This is a genomic window from Spongiibacter sp. UBA1325 (assembly GCF_002306875.1).
Classification (GTDB): domain Bacteria; phylum Pseudomonadota; class Gammaproteobacteria; order Pseudomonadales; family Spongiibacteraceae; genus Spongiibacter; species Spongiibacter marinus.
The window spans coordinates 135,738-150,130 of sequence record NZ_DBTD01000002.1 but is presented as its reverse complement, the minus strand read 5'-3'; the positions used below and the strand labels follow the sequence as shown (position 1 = coordinate 150,130).

Here is a 14,393-nt window from a genome sequence, read left to right as displayed (position 1 = left end):
AAAGCCCTCCTTTCACAGCACACTCGATGCGCACCTCGCCGCCCAGCTATAACAGTGGGAGCGGATGGCAGGCGCAGAGGCAAAGCCGGAATGATTCGGGGTTATCATTGAGGTTTTCACACACTGAGCGAGAGTGTCGCCCAGCTGAGCGGCACGTTCAACCGCTAGTGTTCAACGGCCGACACTGTCGCCAAAACATAGCGGCAGCCGTGTTACACATTTCTTCTACGGTTGAGCTGTCCAGATAGATACCATCGATCAGCAAGCGGCTCATACCGTGCAGGGTCGACCAGCTTAATTGCGCGTAACGCAGTGGGTCGAAATTCGCGGCGAAAATACCGCCTGCCTGCAGTTGGCGAAAGTGGTCAACATACTCGCGAAACGCCGTGTAGGCCTCCGCTTTGAGACTCGCTGTGAGCGCCGCCGACTTCCACAGTTTGCCGCCAAACATTAGGTCGTAATACTCGGCATTGCTTACCGCGAAATTGACGTAGCGACGAACAAAGGCCTGCAAACTCGCCTCGCTGAAGGTGTCGACATTCCAAAGTTCGGCGTCCGCATTGACTTGCCGAAAACGACGAAAGCCCTCTTCGGCAATCCCGCAGAGCAAACTGTGCTTATCGCTGAAGTGATGATAGGGGGCGGTGCGAGAAACCCCCAACTCCTGCGCCAGACGCCGCATCGACAGTCCTTCCTCACCTTCCTCACGCAGCAGACGCGCGGCAACATCCAGAAGCTGCGCACGCAGATCACCGTGATGGTAGGCGCCGGATGGCTTGTTGGCAGGGGCTTGGGACATGGCGGCAATATAGCAGCCACCGGCGATAGCGTCCATCTTGACAGCGTCAACATTTGTCTCTAGCCTTGGCATCTGGACAGCGTCAAGTTACGTCAATGAGAGGACACCACCATGAGCGCCTACCCCACATTAATGCAGCCCCTGGACCTGGGCTTCACTCAGCTGAAAAACCGAGTCCTGATGGGCTCCATGCACACCGGCCTGGAAGAAGCTGAAAACGGCTTCGAACGCATGGCGGCGTTCTTTGCTGAGCGCGCTCGCGGCGGTGTCGCGCTGATCGTGACCGGCGGCTTTGGCCCCAACAAGCGCGCCTCGACCCACGAACACACCAAAATGCTGGAAACCGAAGCAGACTGCGAAGGCCACCGTATTGTGACCGACGCCGTCCACGCCGAGGGCGGTAAGATCTGCATGCAGATCCTGCACACTGGCCGCTACGCGTTTAACGAAAACCCCATCGCGCCGTCAGCGATCCGTGCCCCCATCAATGTTTTCACTCCCAAGGCGGCGACTGAAGACGATATCGAACAGGAAATCCAAGACTTTATTCGCAGCGCCACATTGGCCCAAAAGGCCGGCTACGACGGCGTTGAGATTATGGGCTCCGAGGGTTACTTCATTAACCAATTCCTGGCCGCTCGCACCAACCAGCGCGACGACCAGTGGGGTGGCAGCTACGAGAATCGTATGCGCCTGGCCGTTGAAGTGGTACGCCGCGTACGCGAAGCGGTGGGCGAAGAATTCATCATCATTTACCGCCTGTCGATGCTGGACCTGGTAGAGGGCGGCAGCAGTTATGACGAGGCTGTACAACTGGGTAAAGCCATTGAGAAAGCCGGCGCTACGCTGATCAATACCGGCATCGGCTGGCACGAAGCGCGCATCCCAACGATCGCCACCAAGGTGCCTCGCGCTGCCTTCACCTGGGTAACCAAGCGTTTCCGCGAAGCGCTCAGCATTCCGGTAATTACTTCTAACCGCATCAACACTCCTGACGTTGCTGAGCGCGTCCTCGCCGAAGGCGACGCCGACATGGTGTCGATGGCCCGCCCCTTCCTTGCCGACCCCGAGTTTATCGTCAAGGCCGCCGAAGGCCGCAGTGACGAAATCAACACTTGCATCGGCTGCAACCAGGCTTGTCTCGATCACGTGTTCACCGGCCGCATGACCAGCTGCTTGGTTAACCCACGCGCCTGTCACGAAACCGAACTGAACATCGCCGCAACAAACTCACCCAAGCGTCTGGCAGTGGTCGGCGCCGGCCCTGCGGGCCTGGCCTTTGCCTGCACCGCCGCGGAGCGCGGCCATAATGTAACGCTGTTCGATGCTGAGCCGGTTATCGGTGGGCAGTTCAATATTGCCCGCAAAGTGCCGGGTAAAGAGGAGTTTGCGGAGACCCTGCGCTACTTCGGCCGCCGCCTGGAACTGGCTGGCGTAACGCTGCAACTCGGCCAACGCGTGGACGCCAATATGCTAAATGACGGCGATTTCGATGAAGTCATACTGGCGACAGGCATTGTGCCGCGCACCCCCGCCATTCCCGGCATCGACCACCCCATGGTAATGAGCTACCTGGACGTCCTGCGCGACGACAAACCCGTTGGCAAGAACGTCGCCATTATCGGCGCGGGCGGCATCGGTTTTGATGTTGCCGAAGCACTGACACACAGCAGCGATGCCAGCCAGAACATTGAAACCTTCATGAAAGAATGGGGTGTTGATATGACGCTGCAAGCGCGCGGCGGCATCGAGGGTGTAGCCGCTCAGCCTTCGCCCTCACCGCGTCAGGTTCACCTGCTGCAGCGTAAAACCAGCAAAGTGGGCAACGGCCTGGGCAAAACGACCGGCTGGATTCACCGCGCTGGCTTGCAGCACAAAGGCGTGAATATGGTCGCCGGCTGTGAGTATCTCGGTATTGATGACCAGGGCCTGCGTATTCGCGTCGGTGACGAGGAGAAAACCTTAGCCGTCGACAACGTGATTGTCTGCGCCGGCCAGGAGCCTCGCCGCGAACTCTGCGACGGCTTGAACAAGCCCGTTCACCTGATCGGGGGCGCCGATGTCGCCGCCGAGCTGGATGCAAAACGCGCCATCGACCAGGGCACTCGCCTCGCCGCCAGCCTGTAATCATCGCCTCGCCCCCCTTCCTGCGTATACTGCGCAGGAAGGGGGAAGCACGATGCGCATACAAAACCACACAGCGGGGCGCCATCAGCGCTGCGCCGTTTTGCTACTTATCAGCCTGACATTGGCAATCGTAACCCCCCTGCATGCCGAGACGGCAAAGCCGGCCCATCATGGCGAGAGCGAGTTCCGCAATCCTTATTGGCCAACGTTCAACAAGAGCCTCTGGGAATTACTCCGACTGCGCTTTTTCTCTGACTTAACCATTGCCGACCAAGCCTCTCAACGCCAGCGCATTCGCGTTGTCACTGAGGTCGCCGATCTTCATATTTCCCCATCAGCCCCCCTGCAAGTAACGTGGCTGGGGCACTCCAGCTTTCTGCTGCAATACCGGGGATTAGCCATTCTAACCGACCCCATTTTTTCTCGGCGCGCGTCGCCGGTACAATGGCTCGGCCCGGAGCGTTTGGTTGCCCAGCCCATTGGCCCACCCCAGTTGCCACCGATTGATGTGGTGATTATCTCCCACGATCACTACGACCACTTAGATGAGCGCAGCATTCGCGCACTTGGCAACCAGCCGGTGTATCTGGTGCCGCTGAAACTCGGTGACACCCTGCAAGACTTTGGCATCGCCGCGACAAGAATCGTCGAGCGCGACTGGTGGCAAACCTTCCAACTTGACTCCCTCACCGCCACCGCCACACCGTCGCAACACTGGTCTGGCAGGGGCATCACCGATCGCTTCAAGTCGCTGTGGGCCTCCTGGCATCTGCGCATAGACGATATGCAGCTGTGGTTTGGCGGCGACACCGGGTACAACACCGAGCAATTCAAAAGCATTGGCGAGCGCTTCCCCGGTATCGACTTGGCCCTGATTCCCATCGGCGCCTATAAGCCAAGAAGCTTCCTGAAAGAACAACACGTCGACCCCGCTGAGGCAGTGCAGATACATCGAGATATTGGTGCAGCACAGAGTATCGGTATACATTGGGCGACGTTTCAGCTGTCGGCAGAAGATATCGATGCGCCGCAGCACGATTTGCGCAGGGCGGTTGAAGACGCTGGCTTGTCACCCGGCAGCTTCGACACCATGCAAATTGGCGAAACTCGACAGCTTATGCCGTCACAAATTATTCATCCATAATCGGCACACTGACACTTTTACCCAGGTCATTCTATGTCTCGTTTCCTGCCGGTTTTACTGACCCTGCCACTCTTGCTGACAACACTTGCCAGCAGTGCAGCTGAACGCCACTGGCAAACCCAAGAATATACGCTGAATCAGCGCCCCTTGTCAGAGTTGAGCGGGCTCGCGGCGAGCGGCGCCCACCCCGGTTACTATTGGGCCCACAATGACAGCGGCGACCGCCCCACCTTGTATCTGATTAAGCCCGGCGAGGACAAGCTGAAGTCGGTGAGCGTGCGCGGTGCCAGCGCCGCCGACTGGGAAGACATGGCGAGCTTTAGTGAGGGCGACGCCCACTATCTTCTCGTTGGAGACATCGGAGATAACCTGGCGATTCGACCGATGACCGACATTTACCTGCTGGGAGAGGGCGGGGCCCCACAGGCACCATCACTAACCCTACTGCGGCGCTATACCCTGGTTTTCGATGGCGGCCCCCGCGATGTGGAAGGGCTTGCCGTGGACCCTGAGCAACGTATGGTCTACCTGCTGAGCAAGAGAGAGCGCCACCCGAAACTGTACCGTTTTTCGCTGGACAGCCTGCCCGACGAACCCGTGTTACTCAGCGCACTGGGCGAGATCAAAAGCCTACCCACCACTGAGTCACACACCCCGCAAAGAAAGGGTGGCATTACCCAGCACTCCCCCACCGGCCTGGATTTCGCCGCCGATGGTAGCGCGGCGGTAATCAGTACCCTCGGCGAGAGTTACTATTTTGTGCGGCAGAATCGGCAAAGCTGGCTAAGTGTGTTGAACACGTCTCCCCAAGCACTGGGGGCACCGCCATTGCGGCAAGCGGAATCGATCGCCATTAGCCGCGATGGCAACACAATATTACTGGGTAGCGAAGGCCTTCCGACAAAGCTGCTAAGCTTTCAGCCTACATCGCATTGAGCCCCGCAGGGCTCGCACAGTAAAAGGACCTCTGCCTATGCACCCCACAATAAAAAATTGGCACCAACTACTAAGCCGCCGCGATACAACCGGCTTGGAAAATTTACTCGCCGATGACGCAGTATTTCACTCACCCATCGTCCACACCCCGCAGCGCGGCAAGGACGTGACGGCACTGTATTTATCCGCGGCGTTTCAAGTGTTAGTTAATGACAGCTTTCACTACGTACGCGAGGTCGAGGGCGCCAATGACGCAGTGCTGGAATTCGCGGTCGTCATCGACGGCGTTCAGGTCAACGGTGTGGATATGATTCGCTGGAATGCAGAGGGAAAAATCACTGACTTTAAAGTGATGCTGCGACCACTCAAAGCGATTAATTTGATACACCAAAAAATGGCAGAGATGCTGGAGGCGCTAGCTTCGTAAACTGCGATTAACAGGCGCTGGCAGCAAGGCCCCAGCGCCTCGGCCCGTTAGGGGATAATGCAGAACATGGTGATGACGACGCCGGCACCGGCAAACCATACCAAGCTGCGCAGCGCACCCCAGTTAAGTAAGTAGCAAGCGGTGTAAAGCACACGAATCGCCACATAGGCCATGGCCAGTAAATTCAGGGTATCCGCTGGCGCATTGGAAAAGTGCGCAATGATCACCGCCGCCGCAAACAGCGGAAAACTCTCAAAGCTGTTGTTCATTGCCGCAACGGCTCGCGCTGGGCGCCCTTCCAGTTGCGCTAACCACTGGCGCGGGTGATTGTTGTCGTAGGACTTGCCACCAACCTTGCCCCCTTTAGCCAACAGGCCGGTCAGCGGTGACATCATTCCCGCAATCAGTACACACCATAGTGCTATTGTCATTGTTTTCCCCTTAGCGATTGATTAAGTGATTTATCGTTATTGAGGTGCCCTAATCATTGGGCCCCGGTTTCAGTAAACAGCGCAGCCAATTCAAGGTGCCGTTTTTACCGAGCACCATTTTGTCCACGCCATCAAAGAATTTTTGCAGCCCCTGCGGATCGGCAAAGTAATCGGCACGGGTTTTCATCGGGCGCTCGGGATCGAGCTGCTTGACCACTTTGGCAGGATTCCCCGCCACCACCACATTGGCCGGCACGTCGCGAGTAACCACCGCCCCGGCGGCAACCACGCTGTTATCACCAATCGTCACGCCCTTTAGAACGGTGCTGTGGTCACCCAGCCACACATTGTTGCCAATATGCACCGGCTTGACCTCCTCACTGCGCGCAGTGCGGTCGTAAATGTCGTGCCAATCGCTGTCGGTAATGTAGACGCCATTCGCCATCATCACGCTGTCGCCGATCACGATTTCATCACTGGCGGAGATCCGCCCGCCGGGGCTGATTAATACATAGTCGCCAATGCTGATGCGCCCCTGGTCGGGTTCGCGCCCCCACACGCCGATCTTCACCCGCGCCTCTGGCTCTGCGATCACGGTGGCGCAGCGGCCAATGGACACGTTGGGCCCCGATATGGAGATATACCAGGGTTTCATAAACGTGGGATAATCACCCAACGCGTCACAGGCGGGCCGCAGAAAATGCAGGGTGTACCAATGCCTGAAACGCAGATAATTTTTCTTCACCCAGTAGGGGCGCCGATCCTGACGCATAGCGAACTCGCACTGTTGTTATTGCCGCACAGTGTCGCAGGGCTTGATGAGGGTAGCAATTCCAACAAGGTTACCAATTCATGAAAAAAACCAGCGATGGCCGGCAGTCACGGCGCATCGAAAGCAGCCAGACCGCCATTCACGAGCGCTTGGAAGAGGTAGTGCGCAAACACCTTCACCACGCCTTTTTAAAGCCCTATGCAAAGCACAATCAGCAGGCGTTTGACGAAGCGAATACGTGGCTGCAACAACAGCGCAGCCCTCTTATTATCGATTCATTCTGCGGTGTCGGTGAAAGTACCTGGCGACTGGCTGAGCGCTATCCTGATTGCGCCGTTATCGGTATCGACAAATCCGCAGCCCGCCTCGACAAGCATAATTCGCACTGCCAGCACGCCAGAGACAACTACCTGCTAGTGCGCGCGGATGTGGACGACTTCTGGCGGCTGGCCTGCGAGGCCGGTTGGCAGGCCGACGCCCACTATTTGTTGTATCCCAACCCGTGGCCCAAACCCGGGCAGCTTAGTTACCGGGTGCATGGCTCGCCCTTATTTCCCAGTCTGTTAACCCTGGGCGGACAAATTGAGCTGCGCAGCAACTGGCCGGTATACGTACAAGAGTTTGCCCACGCGCTGAAAATCGCGGGCAGAACCGCAGAACTCGGTACCTTTGTTGCTGAACACCCGCTCACGCCTTTTGAAAGAAAGTACCAGCTTGCTGGCCAAACGCTGTGGCGATGCACCAGCTCCAATTAAGCGCAAAACAATGCTGAATGCAGACGTAGGCGTTATACTCGGCGAGCGATGAATACAGATGACAACACCATGAGCAGCTCCGCCCACGACGACAAGGTTTGGCAAAGTATCCGAGAGGAAACCGCCGCAGAAGTTGAACGCGAGCCTGTGCTCGCCAGTTTCCTGCACGCCACCATACTCAACCACGACCGCCTTGAAGATGCCCTGAGCTATCACTTGGCACATATGCTGGACAGCCCCGCAGCGTCGAGCCTGTTGGTCCGAGAAGTGATCGATCAGGCATTTGCCGCTGAGCCCTGCATTCGCAAAGCATTGCGCGCCGACCTGTGCGCCGTGCTGGAGCGCGATTCTGCCTGCAGCTTGTTGTCAGTGCCCTTCCTGTATTTTAAGGGTTATCACGCTCTGCAGTCCTACCGCGTTGCCCACTGGCTGTGGCGCCAGGGGCGCAGCTCATTGGCGCTGTTTTTTCAGAACCGCATAAGCTGTGAGTTCGGTGTCGATATTCACCCTGCCGCAAAGGTGGGACACGGGGTATTGATGGATCACGCCACCGGTATCGTGATCGGCGAGACCGCCGTTGTCGGCAACAATGTTTCACTTATGCAGTCGGTGACACTGGGAGGAACGGGCAAGGAACATGGCGACCGCCATCCCAAAGTGGCAGACGGCGTGTTGATCAGCGCGGGAGCAAAAATCCTCGGCAATATTCGCATTGGCGAAGGCTCCCATGTAGCGGCCGGCAGCGTGGTATTAAAAGCCGTACCGCCGCACAGCCTCGTCGCTGGCGTGCCCGCTAAGGTGATTGGCAAACCCGATACCGAGGCACCGGCCTTATCCATGAATCACAGCGCCTGCTGTGACGATTAAGGCTTGTACGCGAAAACAAATAGTCTGCTGCGACAACGACTGCTCAACCACAGTTAGGGCGAATGCCCTGAGCGCGCGCCTGCTGATACAGCGGCGCCGCTTTTTTCTGTTGGCGCTGCAAGTCGTTAATCCGGGTTTGGTGAGAGGGGTGGGTCGACATAAACTCGGGCGGCTGGCCATTGCCCGCGGCGCTCATGTTTTTCCATAAATCGATACTGGCTGCCGGGTTAAAGCCGGCTCGCGCCATCAGGTCTACTCCCAATACATCGGCTTCAGACTCCTGGGCGCGGCCGTAGGGCAGCACCAAGCCATATTGCGCACCGAGCCCCAGCATACCCATTACCGTGGCTTTCTGTGGGCTGTCGCCCAGCAACACCGCCAGCAGCTGAGCACCAGTGCCGGTAACGCTTTGCAACGACATTCTCTCTGCACTGTGGTGAGCCAAGACGTGGGCAACTTCATGTCCGAGCACGGTTGCCAGCTGGTCGGCATTTTTCGCGACACTAAAGATGCCGGTATGCACGCCAATTTTCTTACCGGGCAGCGCAAAGGCATTGGCAGACTTTTCCTCAAACACCACCACTTCCCAGCTGCCGCGCCACTGTGCAGGTAAACGCGCCGTGATTGCATCGGCAACACAGGTGACATAGCCGTTGACCTTGCCATCGCGATTGACCGTCATCTTCTGCTTCATTTCATCGAAGGCCGCGACACCCATCTGCGACATTTCGCCGTTAGAAAACAACATCATTTGTCGCCGCCCAGTCGGAGACTCAACGCAGGCAAGCAGGGTAAGTACGGCGGCAGCAAGGGCGACAATCCGTATTGTTTTCATTCCTTCTCTCCAAAAAGCGGCAATCTATGAGTACGTTTGATACGTTGTACATTATGGCACAGGCTCCAGCCTGGCTGGCAATCACCTTAACTGAGGACGCCCCGTGAGCGAAGTGTGTGACTGGTGTGGCAGTGACGAACAATATCGACGCTACCATGACGACGAGTGGGGAAGACCCTGCAGAGACGACCACAAATTATTCGAGTTTTTGATTCTCGAGTCCGCTCAGGCCGGACTCAACTGGCTAACGATACTGCGTAAGCGCGAAGGCTATCGCAGGCTGTTCGCCAATTTCTCCGCGCCGCATGTGGCGGCATTTACGCAGGCCGATATTGAACGCTTAATGGCCGACCCCTCGATTATTAGAAACCGCATGAAGATAGAAAGCGCGATCAATAACGCCCAGCGCTTTCTTGAAGTACAGCAGGAATATGGCAGTTTCGCCCACTACCTGTGGGGCTTTGTTGAACACAGACCGATTCAAAATCAATGGCAAAGCCTGGCCGATGTCCCGGCCACTACGCCGCTTTCAGATGGCATTAGCAAAGATATGAAGAAGCGCGGCTTCCGCTTTTTTGGCAGCACGATCTGTTACGCCTATTTACAGGCGATGGGCTTGGTTAATGACCATATAGTCAGCTGCCCGGCTCACCAACAATGTGCCGCCCTGGCCTGATGCTGGCTCGGGCACTAATGGCCTCCAGCGTGGACTAATTACCGTATACTCTATTTAGGCGCGGCACAGCGCGACAAGGGGCTTCCACATGACAACCATACGAATTGCACTCAGCCTGCTCACTGCCTTGCTAGTCAGTGCCTGCAGCAGCACGGATGTACGCACCGACTACAATCCTCGCGCGAACTTCGCTAGCTATCAGCAGTACAGCTGGTCTGAAGACAGCGGCGCCGACAAAAGTGTCTCACCGTTTATCGCCGAACAAGTCAAAAGCGCGCTGAAAACCCGACTGGATGCCGGCCTGTATAAGCTGCGTCCTGACGGCGCAGATTTCCTGGTGCGCTACTACATTGCCCAGGCGGCCAACACCATTGACCGCAGCCCGCGGCTGGGGATTGGACTGGGCAGTTTCTCCGGAAATTTCGGCCTTAGCACCTCTGTCGGCGTGCCGCTCGGCAAGGACAAAGTCAATCGCAATGTGCAAATTCTTATCGACTTACTGGACGGGTCCAGCAAAGCATTGAGCTGGCGCGGTTCACTGGTCATTGAACTGGACGACCAGGACCCCAAGGTTAACCAAGCTCGAATAGACAGTGCCGTTGGCGAAATTTGGTCGCAATTTCCGCCGCGCTAACGCTGCGGCGCTAGCGATTGCGCCAGGGAAACAAGCCTGCCAGCGCCTCTGCTGACATTTCCCGTAGCAAAGTCATATTGCGCTCGGGGATGCCGTGGATGTCAGGGTGACTGGCCACCGCCGCGGCTACGCTGTCCTCGCGCAAGAGGTGGAGAATTGGCCACGGCGCCCGGTTGCTGTAATTTGCCGGATCGCTTGCCTCGCAACCCTCGAAACAGTACTCGGGGTGAAAACTGGCCACTTGAAACTGCCCGCGCCAAGGGCTGCTCTCCAGCAGGTCTTCAACAATACCAACAAACTCCCAGTAATCGTCAAAACTCTCTTGCAGTGCTGGCACCACCAGCAGGCTGGTTTCCAGTGTGCCGGGGTCGGTGTCGGCCAATTTCATCAGCTCTGCATAACACCGTTCGAGCAGCGCCTGCGGATCTTGCTCATCGGCAACAGCAATGCGAATGCTTCCCTGCTGCCTGGGCCTCGCCGCAAAGGGGCACAACTGCTGAGCAATCACTACTGAGTCCAGCCAATCACTCACTTCAGCCACTATTTGCGCCTTACCCGCCGCGACGTCCGACATGTGCTTTTCTCCTAGTGTTCAGGCCGCCAGTATACCTCCCGGCCCGTCGTAATATAACTGATCGAAATTTGGCCAACCCGCGCTAGACGGATTCGCCATAAGCAGAGCCAGCTGCGTGCCAAGCGCGTAATGTAGGTACTGCTACACTTACATTGAGCACAAGCGAGGTGTCAGCGGTTTAACACATTCGGCGTTCTCGCCGCGGATAAGATTGGGAGCAGTCAATGAAAAGATATTTCTTTCTGGCGGACAATCTCGACAAGTTAGCCGCCATTGAACACGATCTGGAAGAGAACGGCCTGTCCCGTCCTCAAATTCATGTACTCAGCCACGATGATAGTGGTGTCGCCCAGCGTAAACTCAACGAGGTGGAGGCGGTACTGCGCAAAGATGTTGTGTTTGCCATGCAGCGCGGAGCACTCATCGGCCTAGGTGGCTTCGCCCTAGTGTTAGCGAGCGCTCACTATTCTGGGGTGACGCAGATTGCCGGCTGGACACCCTTTGTTTTTCTGGCAATCGTGGTTCTGGGCTTTTTCACCTGGGAAGGCGGCTTATTCGGTATTCAAGAGCCTCACCACGACTTCAAGCGCTTTGAACAAGCACTGAGTAGCGGGCGACACCTGCTAATGATCGATGCGGGCAGTCGTGAGCAAAGCGCCCTGAACCGCGTGACCGCACACTACCCCGAGCTGGAATTCTCCGGGACCGGGGAAGGCGCTCCGGCATGGGTAATCGGCTTGCAGAACCGCTGGCGGCACTTTGTTGAGGTTATGCCCTGAGCCGGCACAAGGCAGCCATAAAAAAACCACGCTTAGCGTGGTTTTTTTATGCGTTGTTTAGCGGTGGTATTCCGGCGACAACTCTCTCACCGCGTTGATAAAGGCCCCCGCATGCTCGGGGTCGACCTCCGGCGTGATACCGTGGCCCAGGTTGAAAACATGACCCACACCACTGCCATACTCGGCGAGAATGGTCGCCACTTCTTCACGAATCCGCTTGGGTGAGGCGCGCAGCATAGCGGGGTCCATATTGCCCTGCAGCGCCACTTTGTCGCCAACCCGTTTGCGCGCCGCGCCAATATCCGTCGTCCAGTCCAGGCCCAGTGCATTAGCGCCGGTATCGGCCATACTCTCCAGCCACTGGCCACCATTTTTCGTGAACAGAATTGCGGGTACGGCACGGCCGTCGTGCTCTTTGATCAAGCCATCGACGATCTGCTTCATATAGCGCAGGCTAAACTCTTGGTAGGCGCGGTGCCCCAACGCACCGCCCCAGGTATCAAATATCTGCACCGCTTGCGCACCGGCGCGAATCTGGTCATTCAAATAAGCGGTAACGCTCTGCGCCAGCTTGTCCAGAAGGGCGTGCATGGTTTCCGGCTCATCGAACGCCAGCGCCTTGCAGCGCCCGTGATCTTTAGAGCCGCCGCCTTCTACCATATAGGTGGCCAGTGTCCACGGGCTGCCAGAAAAGCCGATAAGCGGCACGCGACCATTGAGAGCGCTGCGAATCGCTCGCACGGCGTCACAGACATAGGTCAGGTCGTTTTCACCATCGACAACCGGCAGCGCCTCTACGTCAGCCATGCTGCGCACCGTTTTGCGAAAGCGCGGCCCCTCTCCGGTTTCAAAATACAGCCCCAGGCCCATGGCGTCGGGAATCGTCAATATATCCGAGAACAGGATAGCGGCATCGAGCGGGTAGCGCTCCAGCGGCTGTAGGGTCACTTCACAAGCCAGCTCTGTGTTTTTGCAAAGCGACAGAAAATCGCCCGCTTTACCGCGTGTCGCCCGATACTCAGGCAAATACCTGCCAGCCTGACGCATCATCCATACCGGCGTGTAATCCACCGGCTGGCGCATTAACGCCCGTAAAAACGTATCGTTTTTCAATTCACTCATGGCACCATCACCTTGCTTCAAACACGACGACGCCGAGCACGGTCGGCACAGCAATGCTGCTACAACCGGGCTCGGCGTCCGTCGTTGGCTATACTTTCAGGTAGTCGAGAATACCTTCTGCAGCTTGACGACCTTCCCAGACTGCAGTTACCACCAAATCGGAACCGCGTACCATATCACCCCCAGCAAACACTTTGGGGTTTGTGGTCTGGAATTTAAACAATTGTTGCTCGGGCGCCTTAACGCCGCCCCAAGACTCCAGCTCAACCTGCTGATCCTTTAACCACTCTGGCGGGTTCGGCTGGAAACCAAAGGCAACCAAGACCACATCGGCAGGGATAATTTCTTCACTACCGGGAATCGCTTCCGGGCGGCGGCGGCCATTCTCATCGGGCTCACCAAGCTGAGTGGTTACCACTTTTACGCCTTCAACTTTGCCGTTGCCAACAATGGCAACAGGTTGGCGATTGAACAAGAACTCCACGCCCTCTTCACGCGCATTTTGCACCTCGCGACGCGAGCCAGGCATGTTTTCTTCGTCGCGGCGGTATGCACAGGTTACGCTTTGCGCACCTTGGCGGATCGACGTGCGGTTACAGTCCATTGCGGTATCACCGCCACCGAGCACAACCACGCGCTTACCATTGACGCTAATGAAGTCGCCAGCATCCTTTTCCCAACCCATGTTGCGATTGACGTTAGACACCAAGAACGGCAGTGCGTCGTACACGCCGTCGAGGTCTTCGCCCGGGAAACCGCCCTTCATGTACTTATAGGTACCCATTCCCATGAACACGGCATCGTAATCGGCCAGCAGTTGCTCCATGGTGATGTCGGTGCCGATGTCGGTATTCAGGCGGAACTCCACGCCCATTTCTTCCAGCACGCGACGACGACGCTGCACCACGGACTTTTCGAGTTTGAACTCAGGAATACCAAAGGTCAGCAAGCCGCCGATTTCAGGGTAGCGATCAAACACTACAGGCTTCACGCCGGCACGTACCAGAACGTCGGCACAACCAATGCCCGCAGGCCCCGCACCAATGACGGCAACTTTTTTGTCGGTCCATACACGCTTGGACATGTCCGGGCGCCAGCCCAGCTCCAACGCGGTGTCGGTAATGTATTTTTCCGTTGAGCCGATGGTTACCGCGCCGAAGCCGTCGTTCAGGGTACAGGCACCCTCGCACAGGCGGTCTTGCGGACACACACGCCCACACACTTCCGGCAAGCTGTTTGTCTGATGGCTTAATTCTGCCGCCTCAAACAAATTGCCCTCACTCACCAACTTTAACCAGTTGGGAATAAAGTTATGTACCGGGCACTTCCACTCACAGTAAGGGTTGCCGCAGCCCAGGCAGCGGTGCGCCTGATGCTGAACTTCCTCTTCTTTGTAAGGCTCGTAAATTTCTACAAAAGCCTCGCGGCGCTGCACCATATCTTTCTTGCTGGGGTCTTGGCGACCCACATCAAGAAACTGAAATGTATTCTGCAAACGTTCAGCCATATCTTCTA

General features: G+C 57.0%; 16 protein-coding genes. 9 read left to right on the top strand and 7 right to left on the bottom strand.

The genetic code is table 11. The features are described 5' to 3' along the window. Positions 1 to 157: 157 nt before the first annotated feature. The gene (locus B3K78_RS01230) at positions 158 to 835 is read right to left on the bottom strand and encodes a TetR/AcrR family transcriptional regulator (protein WP_239547748.1); all 678 of its coding nucleotides are present in this window, start codon (positions 833 to 835) and stop codon (positions 158 to 160) included. A gap of 75 nt (positions 836 to 910) precedes the next feature. Here B3K78_RS01230 and B3K78_RS01225 point away from each other — a divergent pair, with 75 nt between their 5' ends. The 4 genes from B3K78_RS01225 to B3K78_RS01210 are packed head-to-tail and all read left to right on the top strand — an operon-like array spanning position 911 to position 5,433. Continuing rightward, on the top strand, positions 911 to 2,926 hold the full coding sequence (locus B3K78_RS01225) for an NADPH-dependent 2,4-dienoyl-CoA reductase (RefSeq protein ID WP_286693997.1): 2,016 nt from the start codon (positions 911 to 913) through the stop codon (positions 2,924 to 2,926). A 52-nt stretch (positions 2,927 to 2,978) separates the two neighbouring features. Continuing rightward, on the top strand, positions 2,979 to 4,070 hold the full coding sequence (locus B3K78_RS01220) for an MBL fold metallo-hydrolase (protein WP_286693996.1): 1,092 nt from the start codon (positions 2,979 to 2,981) through the stop codon (positions 4,068 to 4,070). A gap of 33 nt (positions 4,071 to 4,103) precedes the next feature. Beyond that, positions 4,104 to 5,006 carry a YjiK family protein gene (locus tag B3K78_RS01215; RefSeq protein ID WP_286693995.1) on the top strand — a complete coding sequence of 301 codons (903 nt, stop codon included), beginning with the start codon at positions 4,104 to 4,106 and terminating at the stop codon, positions 5,004 to 5,006. Between the two features lie 37 nt (positions 5,007 to 5,043). Then, positions 5,044 to 5,433 carry a nuclear transport factor 2 family protein gene (locus B3K78_RS01210; RefSeq protein ID WP_286693994.1) on the top strand — a complete coding sequence of 130 codons (390 nt, stop codon included), beginning with the start codon at positions 5,044 to 5,046 and terminating at the stop codon, positions 5,431 to 5,433. A 47-nt stretch (positions 5,434 to 5,480) separates the two neighbouring features. Here the strand turns inward: B3K78_RS01210 and B3K78_RS01205 are convergent, their stop codons facing one another. Both B3K78_RS01205 and B3K78_RS01200 read right to left on the bottom strand, forming a co-directional pair. Next, the gene (locus B3K78_RS01205) at positions 5,481 to 5,864 is read right to left on the bottom strand and encodes an MAPEG family protein (RefSeq protein WP_286693993.1); all 384 of its coding nucleotides are present in this window, start codon (positions 5,862 to 5,864) and stop codon (positions 5,481 to 5,483) included. Between the two features lie 49 nt (positions 5,865 to 5,913). Then, positions 5,914 to 6,636, bottom strand: a complete 723-nt coding sequence (locus B3K78_RS01200) for an acyltransferase (RefSeq protein WP_286693992.1) — start codon at positions 6,634 to 6,636, stop codon at positions 5,914 to 5,916. A gap of 80 nt (positions 6,637 to 6,716) precedes the next feature. Between B3K78_RS01200 and trmB the strand changes: the two genes are divergently transcribed. After that, positions 6,717 to 7,391: a tRNA (guanine(46)-N(7))-methyltransferase TrmB gene (trmB, locus tag B3K78_RS01195; protein WP_286693991.1), complete on the top strand. Its 675-nt coding sequence runs from the start codon at positions 6,717 to 6,719 to the stop codon at positions 7,389 to 7,391. A 48-nt stretch (positions 7,392 to 7,439) separates the two neighbouring features. Further along, the gene (gene cysE, locus B3K78_RS01190; protein ID WP_239547747.1) at positions 7,440 to 8,258 is read left to right on the top strand and encodes a serine O-acetyltransferase; all 819 of its coding nucleotides are present in this window, start codon (positions 7,440 to 7,442) and stop codon (positions 8,256 to 8,258) included. Between the two features lie 43 nt (positions 8,259 to 8,301). Here the strand turns inward: cysE and B3K78_RS01185 are convergent, their stop codons facing one another. Next, positions 8,302 to 9,093 (bottom strand): M48 family metallopeptidase, encoded by a 792-nt coding sequence (locus B3K78_RS01185; RefSeq protein ID WP_027874075.1) that lies wholly within the window; start codon positions 9,091 to 9,093, stop codon positions 8,302 to 8,304. 103 nt (positions 9,094 to 9,196) lie between these two features. On the opposite strand from B3K78_RS01185, the gene B3K78_RS01180 reads away from it, so the two are divergent. Then, positions 9,197 to 9,769 (top strand): DNA-3-methyladenine glycosylase I, encoded by a 573-nt coding sequence (locus B3K78_RS01180; protein WP_286693990.1) that lies wholly within the window; start codon positions 9,197 to 9,199, stop codon positions 9,767 to 9,769. Between the two features lie 88 nt (positions 9,770 to 9,857). Then, positions 9,858 to 10,403: a DUF4136 domain-containing protein gene (locus B3K78_RS01175; protein ID WP_286693989.1), complete on the top strand. Its 546-nt coding sequence runs from the start codon at positions 9,858 to 9,860 to the stop codon at positions 10,401 to 10,403. 10 nt (positions 10,404 to 10,413) lie between these two features. On the opposite strand, the gene B3K78_RS01170 is transcribed toward B3K78_RS01175, so the two are convergent. After that, positions 10,414 to 10,977, bottom strand: a complete 564-nt coding sequence (locus tag B3K78_RS01170; protein WP_286693988.1) for a DUF1415 domain-containing protein — start codon at positions 10,975 to 10,977, stop codon at positions 10,414 to 10,416. A gap of 224 nt (positions 10,978 to 11,201) precedes the next feature. Here B3K78_RS01170 and B3K78_RS01165 point away from each other — a divergent pair, with 224 nt between their 5' ends. After that, positions 11,202 to 11,756 (top strand): NAD/FAD-utilizing enzyme, encoded by a 555-nt coding sequence (locus B3K78_RS01165; protein ID WP_204996221.1) that lies wholly within the window; start codon positions 11,202 to 11,204, stop codon positions 11,754 to 11,756. Positions 11,757 to 11,813: 57 nt separating this feature from the next. On the opposite strand, the gene hemE is transcribed toward B3K78_RS01165, so the two are convergent. Both hemE and B3K78_RS01155 read right to left on the bottom strand, forming a co-directional pair. After that, complete coding sequence (gene hemE / locus B3K78_RS01160) at positions 11,814 to 12,878, bottom strand: uroporphyrinogen decarboxylase (protein WP_204996220.1); 1,065 nt, start codon at positions 12,876 to 12,878, stop codon at positions 11,814 to 11,816. 88 nt (positions 12,879 to 12,966) lie between these two features. Then, positions 12,967 to 14,385, bottom strand: coding sequence for a glutamate synthase small subunit GltD family protein (locus B3K78_RS01155; protein ID WP_204996219.1), 1,419 nt, complete (start codon positions 14,383 to 14,385; stop codon positions 12,967 to 12,969). Between the last annotated feature and the right edge of the window lie 8 nt (positions 14,386 to 14,393).

Excerpts from the sequence above, each read along its gene's own strand:
- B3K78_RS01215 (WP_286693995.1), top strand. The coding sequence starts at position 4,104 with ATGTCTCGTTTCCTGCCGGTTTTACTGACCCTGCCACTCTTGCTGACA.
- B3K78_RS01220 (WP_286693996.1), top strand. The coding sequence starts at position 2,979 with ATGCGCATACAAAACCACACAGCGGGGCGCCATCAGCGCTGCGCCGTT.
- B3K78_RS01175 (WP_286693989.1), top strand. The coding sequence starts at position 9,858 with ATGACAACCATACGAATTGCACTCAGCCTGCTCACTGCCTTGCTAGTC.
- B3K78_RS01200 (WP_286693992.1), bottom strand. The coding sequence starts at position 6,636 with ATGCGTCAGGATCGGCGCCCCTACTGGGTGAAGAAAAATTATCTGCGT.
- B3K78_RS01165 (WP_204996221.1), top strand. The coding sequence starts at position 11,202 with ATGAAAAGATATTTCTTTCTGGCGGACAATCTCGACAAGTTAGCCGCC.
- hemE (WP_204996220.1), bottom strand. The coding sequence starts at position 12,878 with ATGAGTGAATTGAAAAACGATACGTTTTTACGGGCGTTAATGCGCCAG.
- B3K78_RS01225 (WP_286693997.1), top strand. The coding sequence starts at position 911 with ATGAGCGCCTACCCCACATTAATGCAGCCCCTGGACCTGGGCTTCACT.
- B3K78_RS01170 (WP_286693988.1), bottom strand. The coding sequence starts at position 10,977 with ATGTCGGACGTCGCGGCGGGTAAGGCGCAAATAGTGGCTGAAGTGAGT.
- B3K78_RS01155 (WP_204996219.1), bottom strand. The coding sequence starts at position 14,385 with ATGGCTGAACGTTTGCAGAATACATTTCAGTTTCTTGATGTGGGTCGC.
- B3K78_RS01230 (WP_239547748.1), bottom strand. The coding sequence starts at position 835 with ATGGACGCTATCGCCGGTGGCTGCTATATTGCCGCCATGTCCCAAGCC.
- cysE (WP_239547747.1), top strand. The coding sequence starts at position 7,440 with ATGAATACAGATGACAACACCATGAGCAGCTCCGCCCACGACGACAAG.
- B3K78_RS01205 (WP_286693993.1), bottom strand. The coding sequence starts at position 5,864 with ATGACAATAGCACTATGGTGTGTACTGATTGCGGGAATGATGTCACCG.
- B3K78_RS01210 (WP_286693994.1), top strand. The coding sequence starts at position 5,044 with ATGCACCCCACAATAAAAAATTGGCACCAACTACTAAGCCGCCGCGAT.
- B3K78_RS01185 (WP_027874075.1), bottom strand. The coding sequence starts at position 9,093 with ATGAAAACAATACGGATTGTCGCCCTTGCTGCCGCCGTACTTACCCTG.
- trmB (WP_286693991.1), top strand. The coding sequence starts at position 6,717 with ATGAAAAAAACCAGCGATGGCCGGCAGTCACGGCGCATCGAAAGCAGC.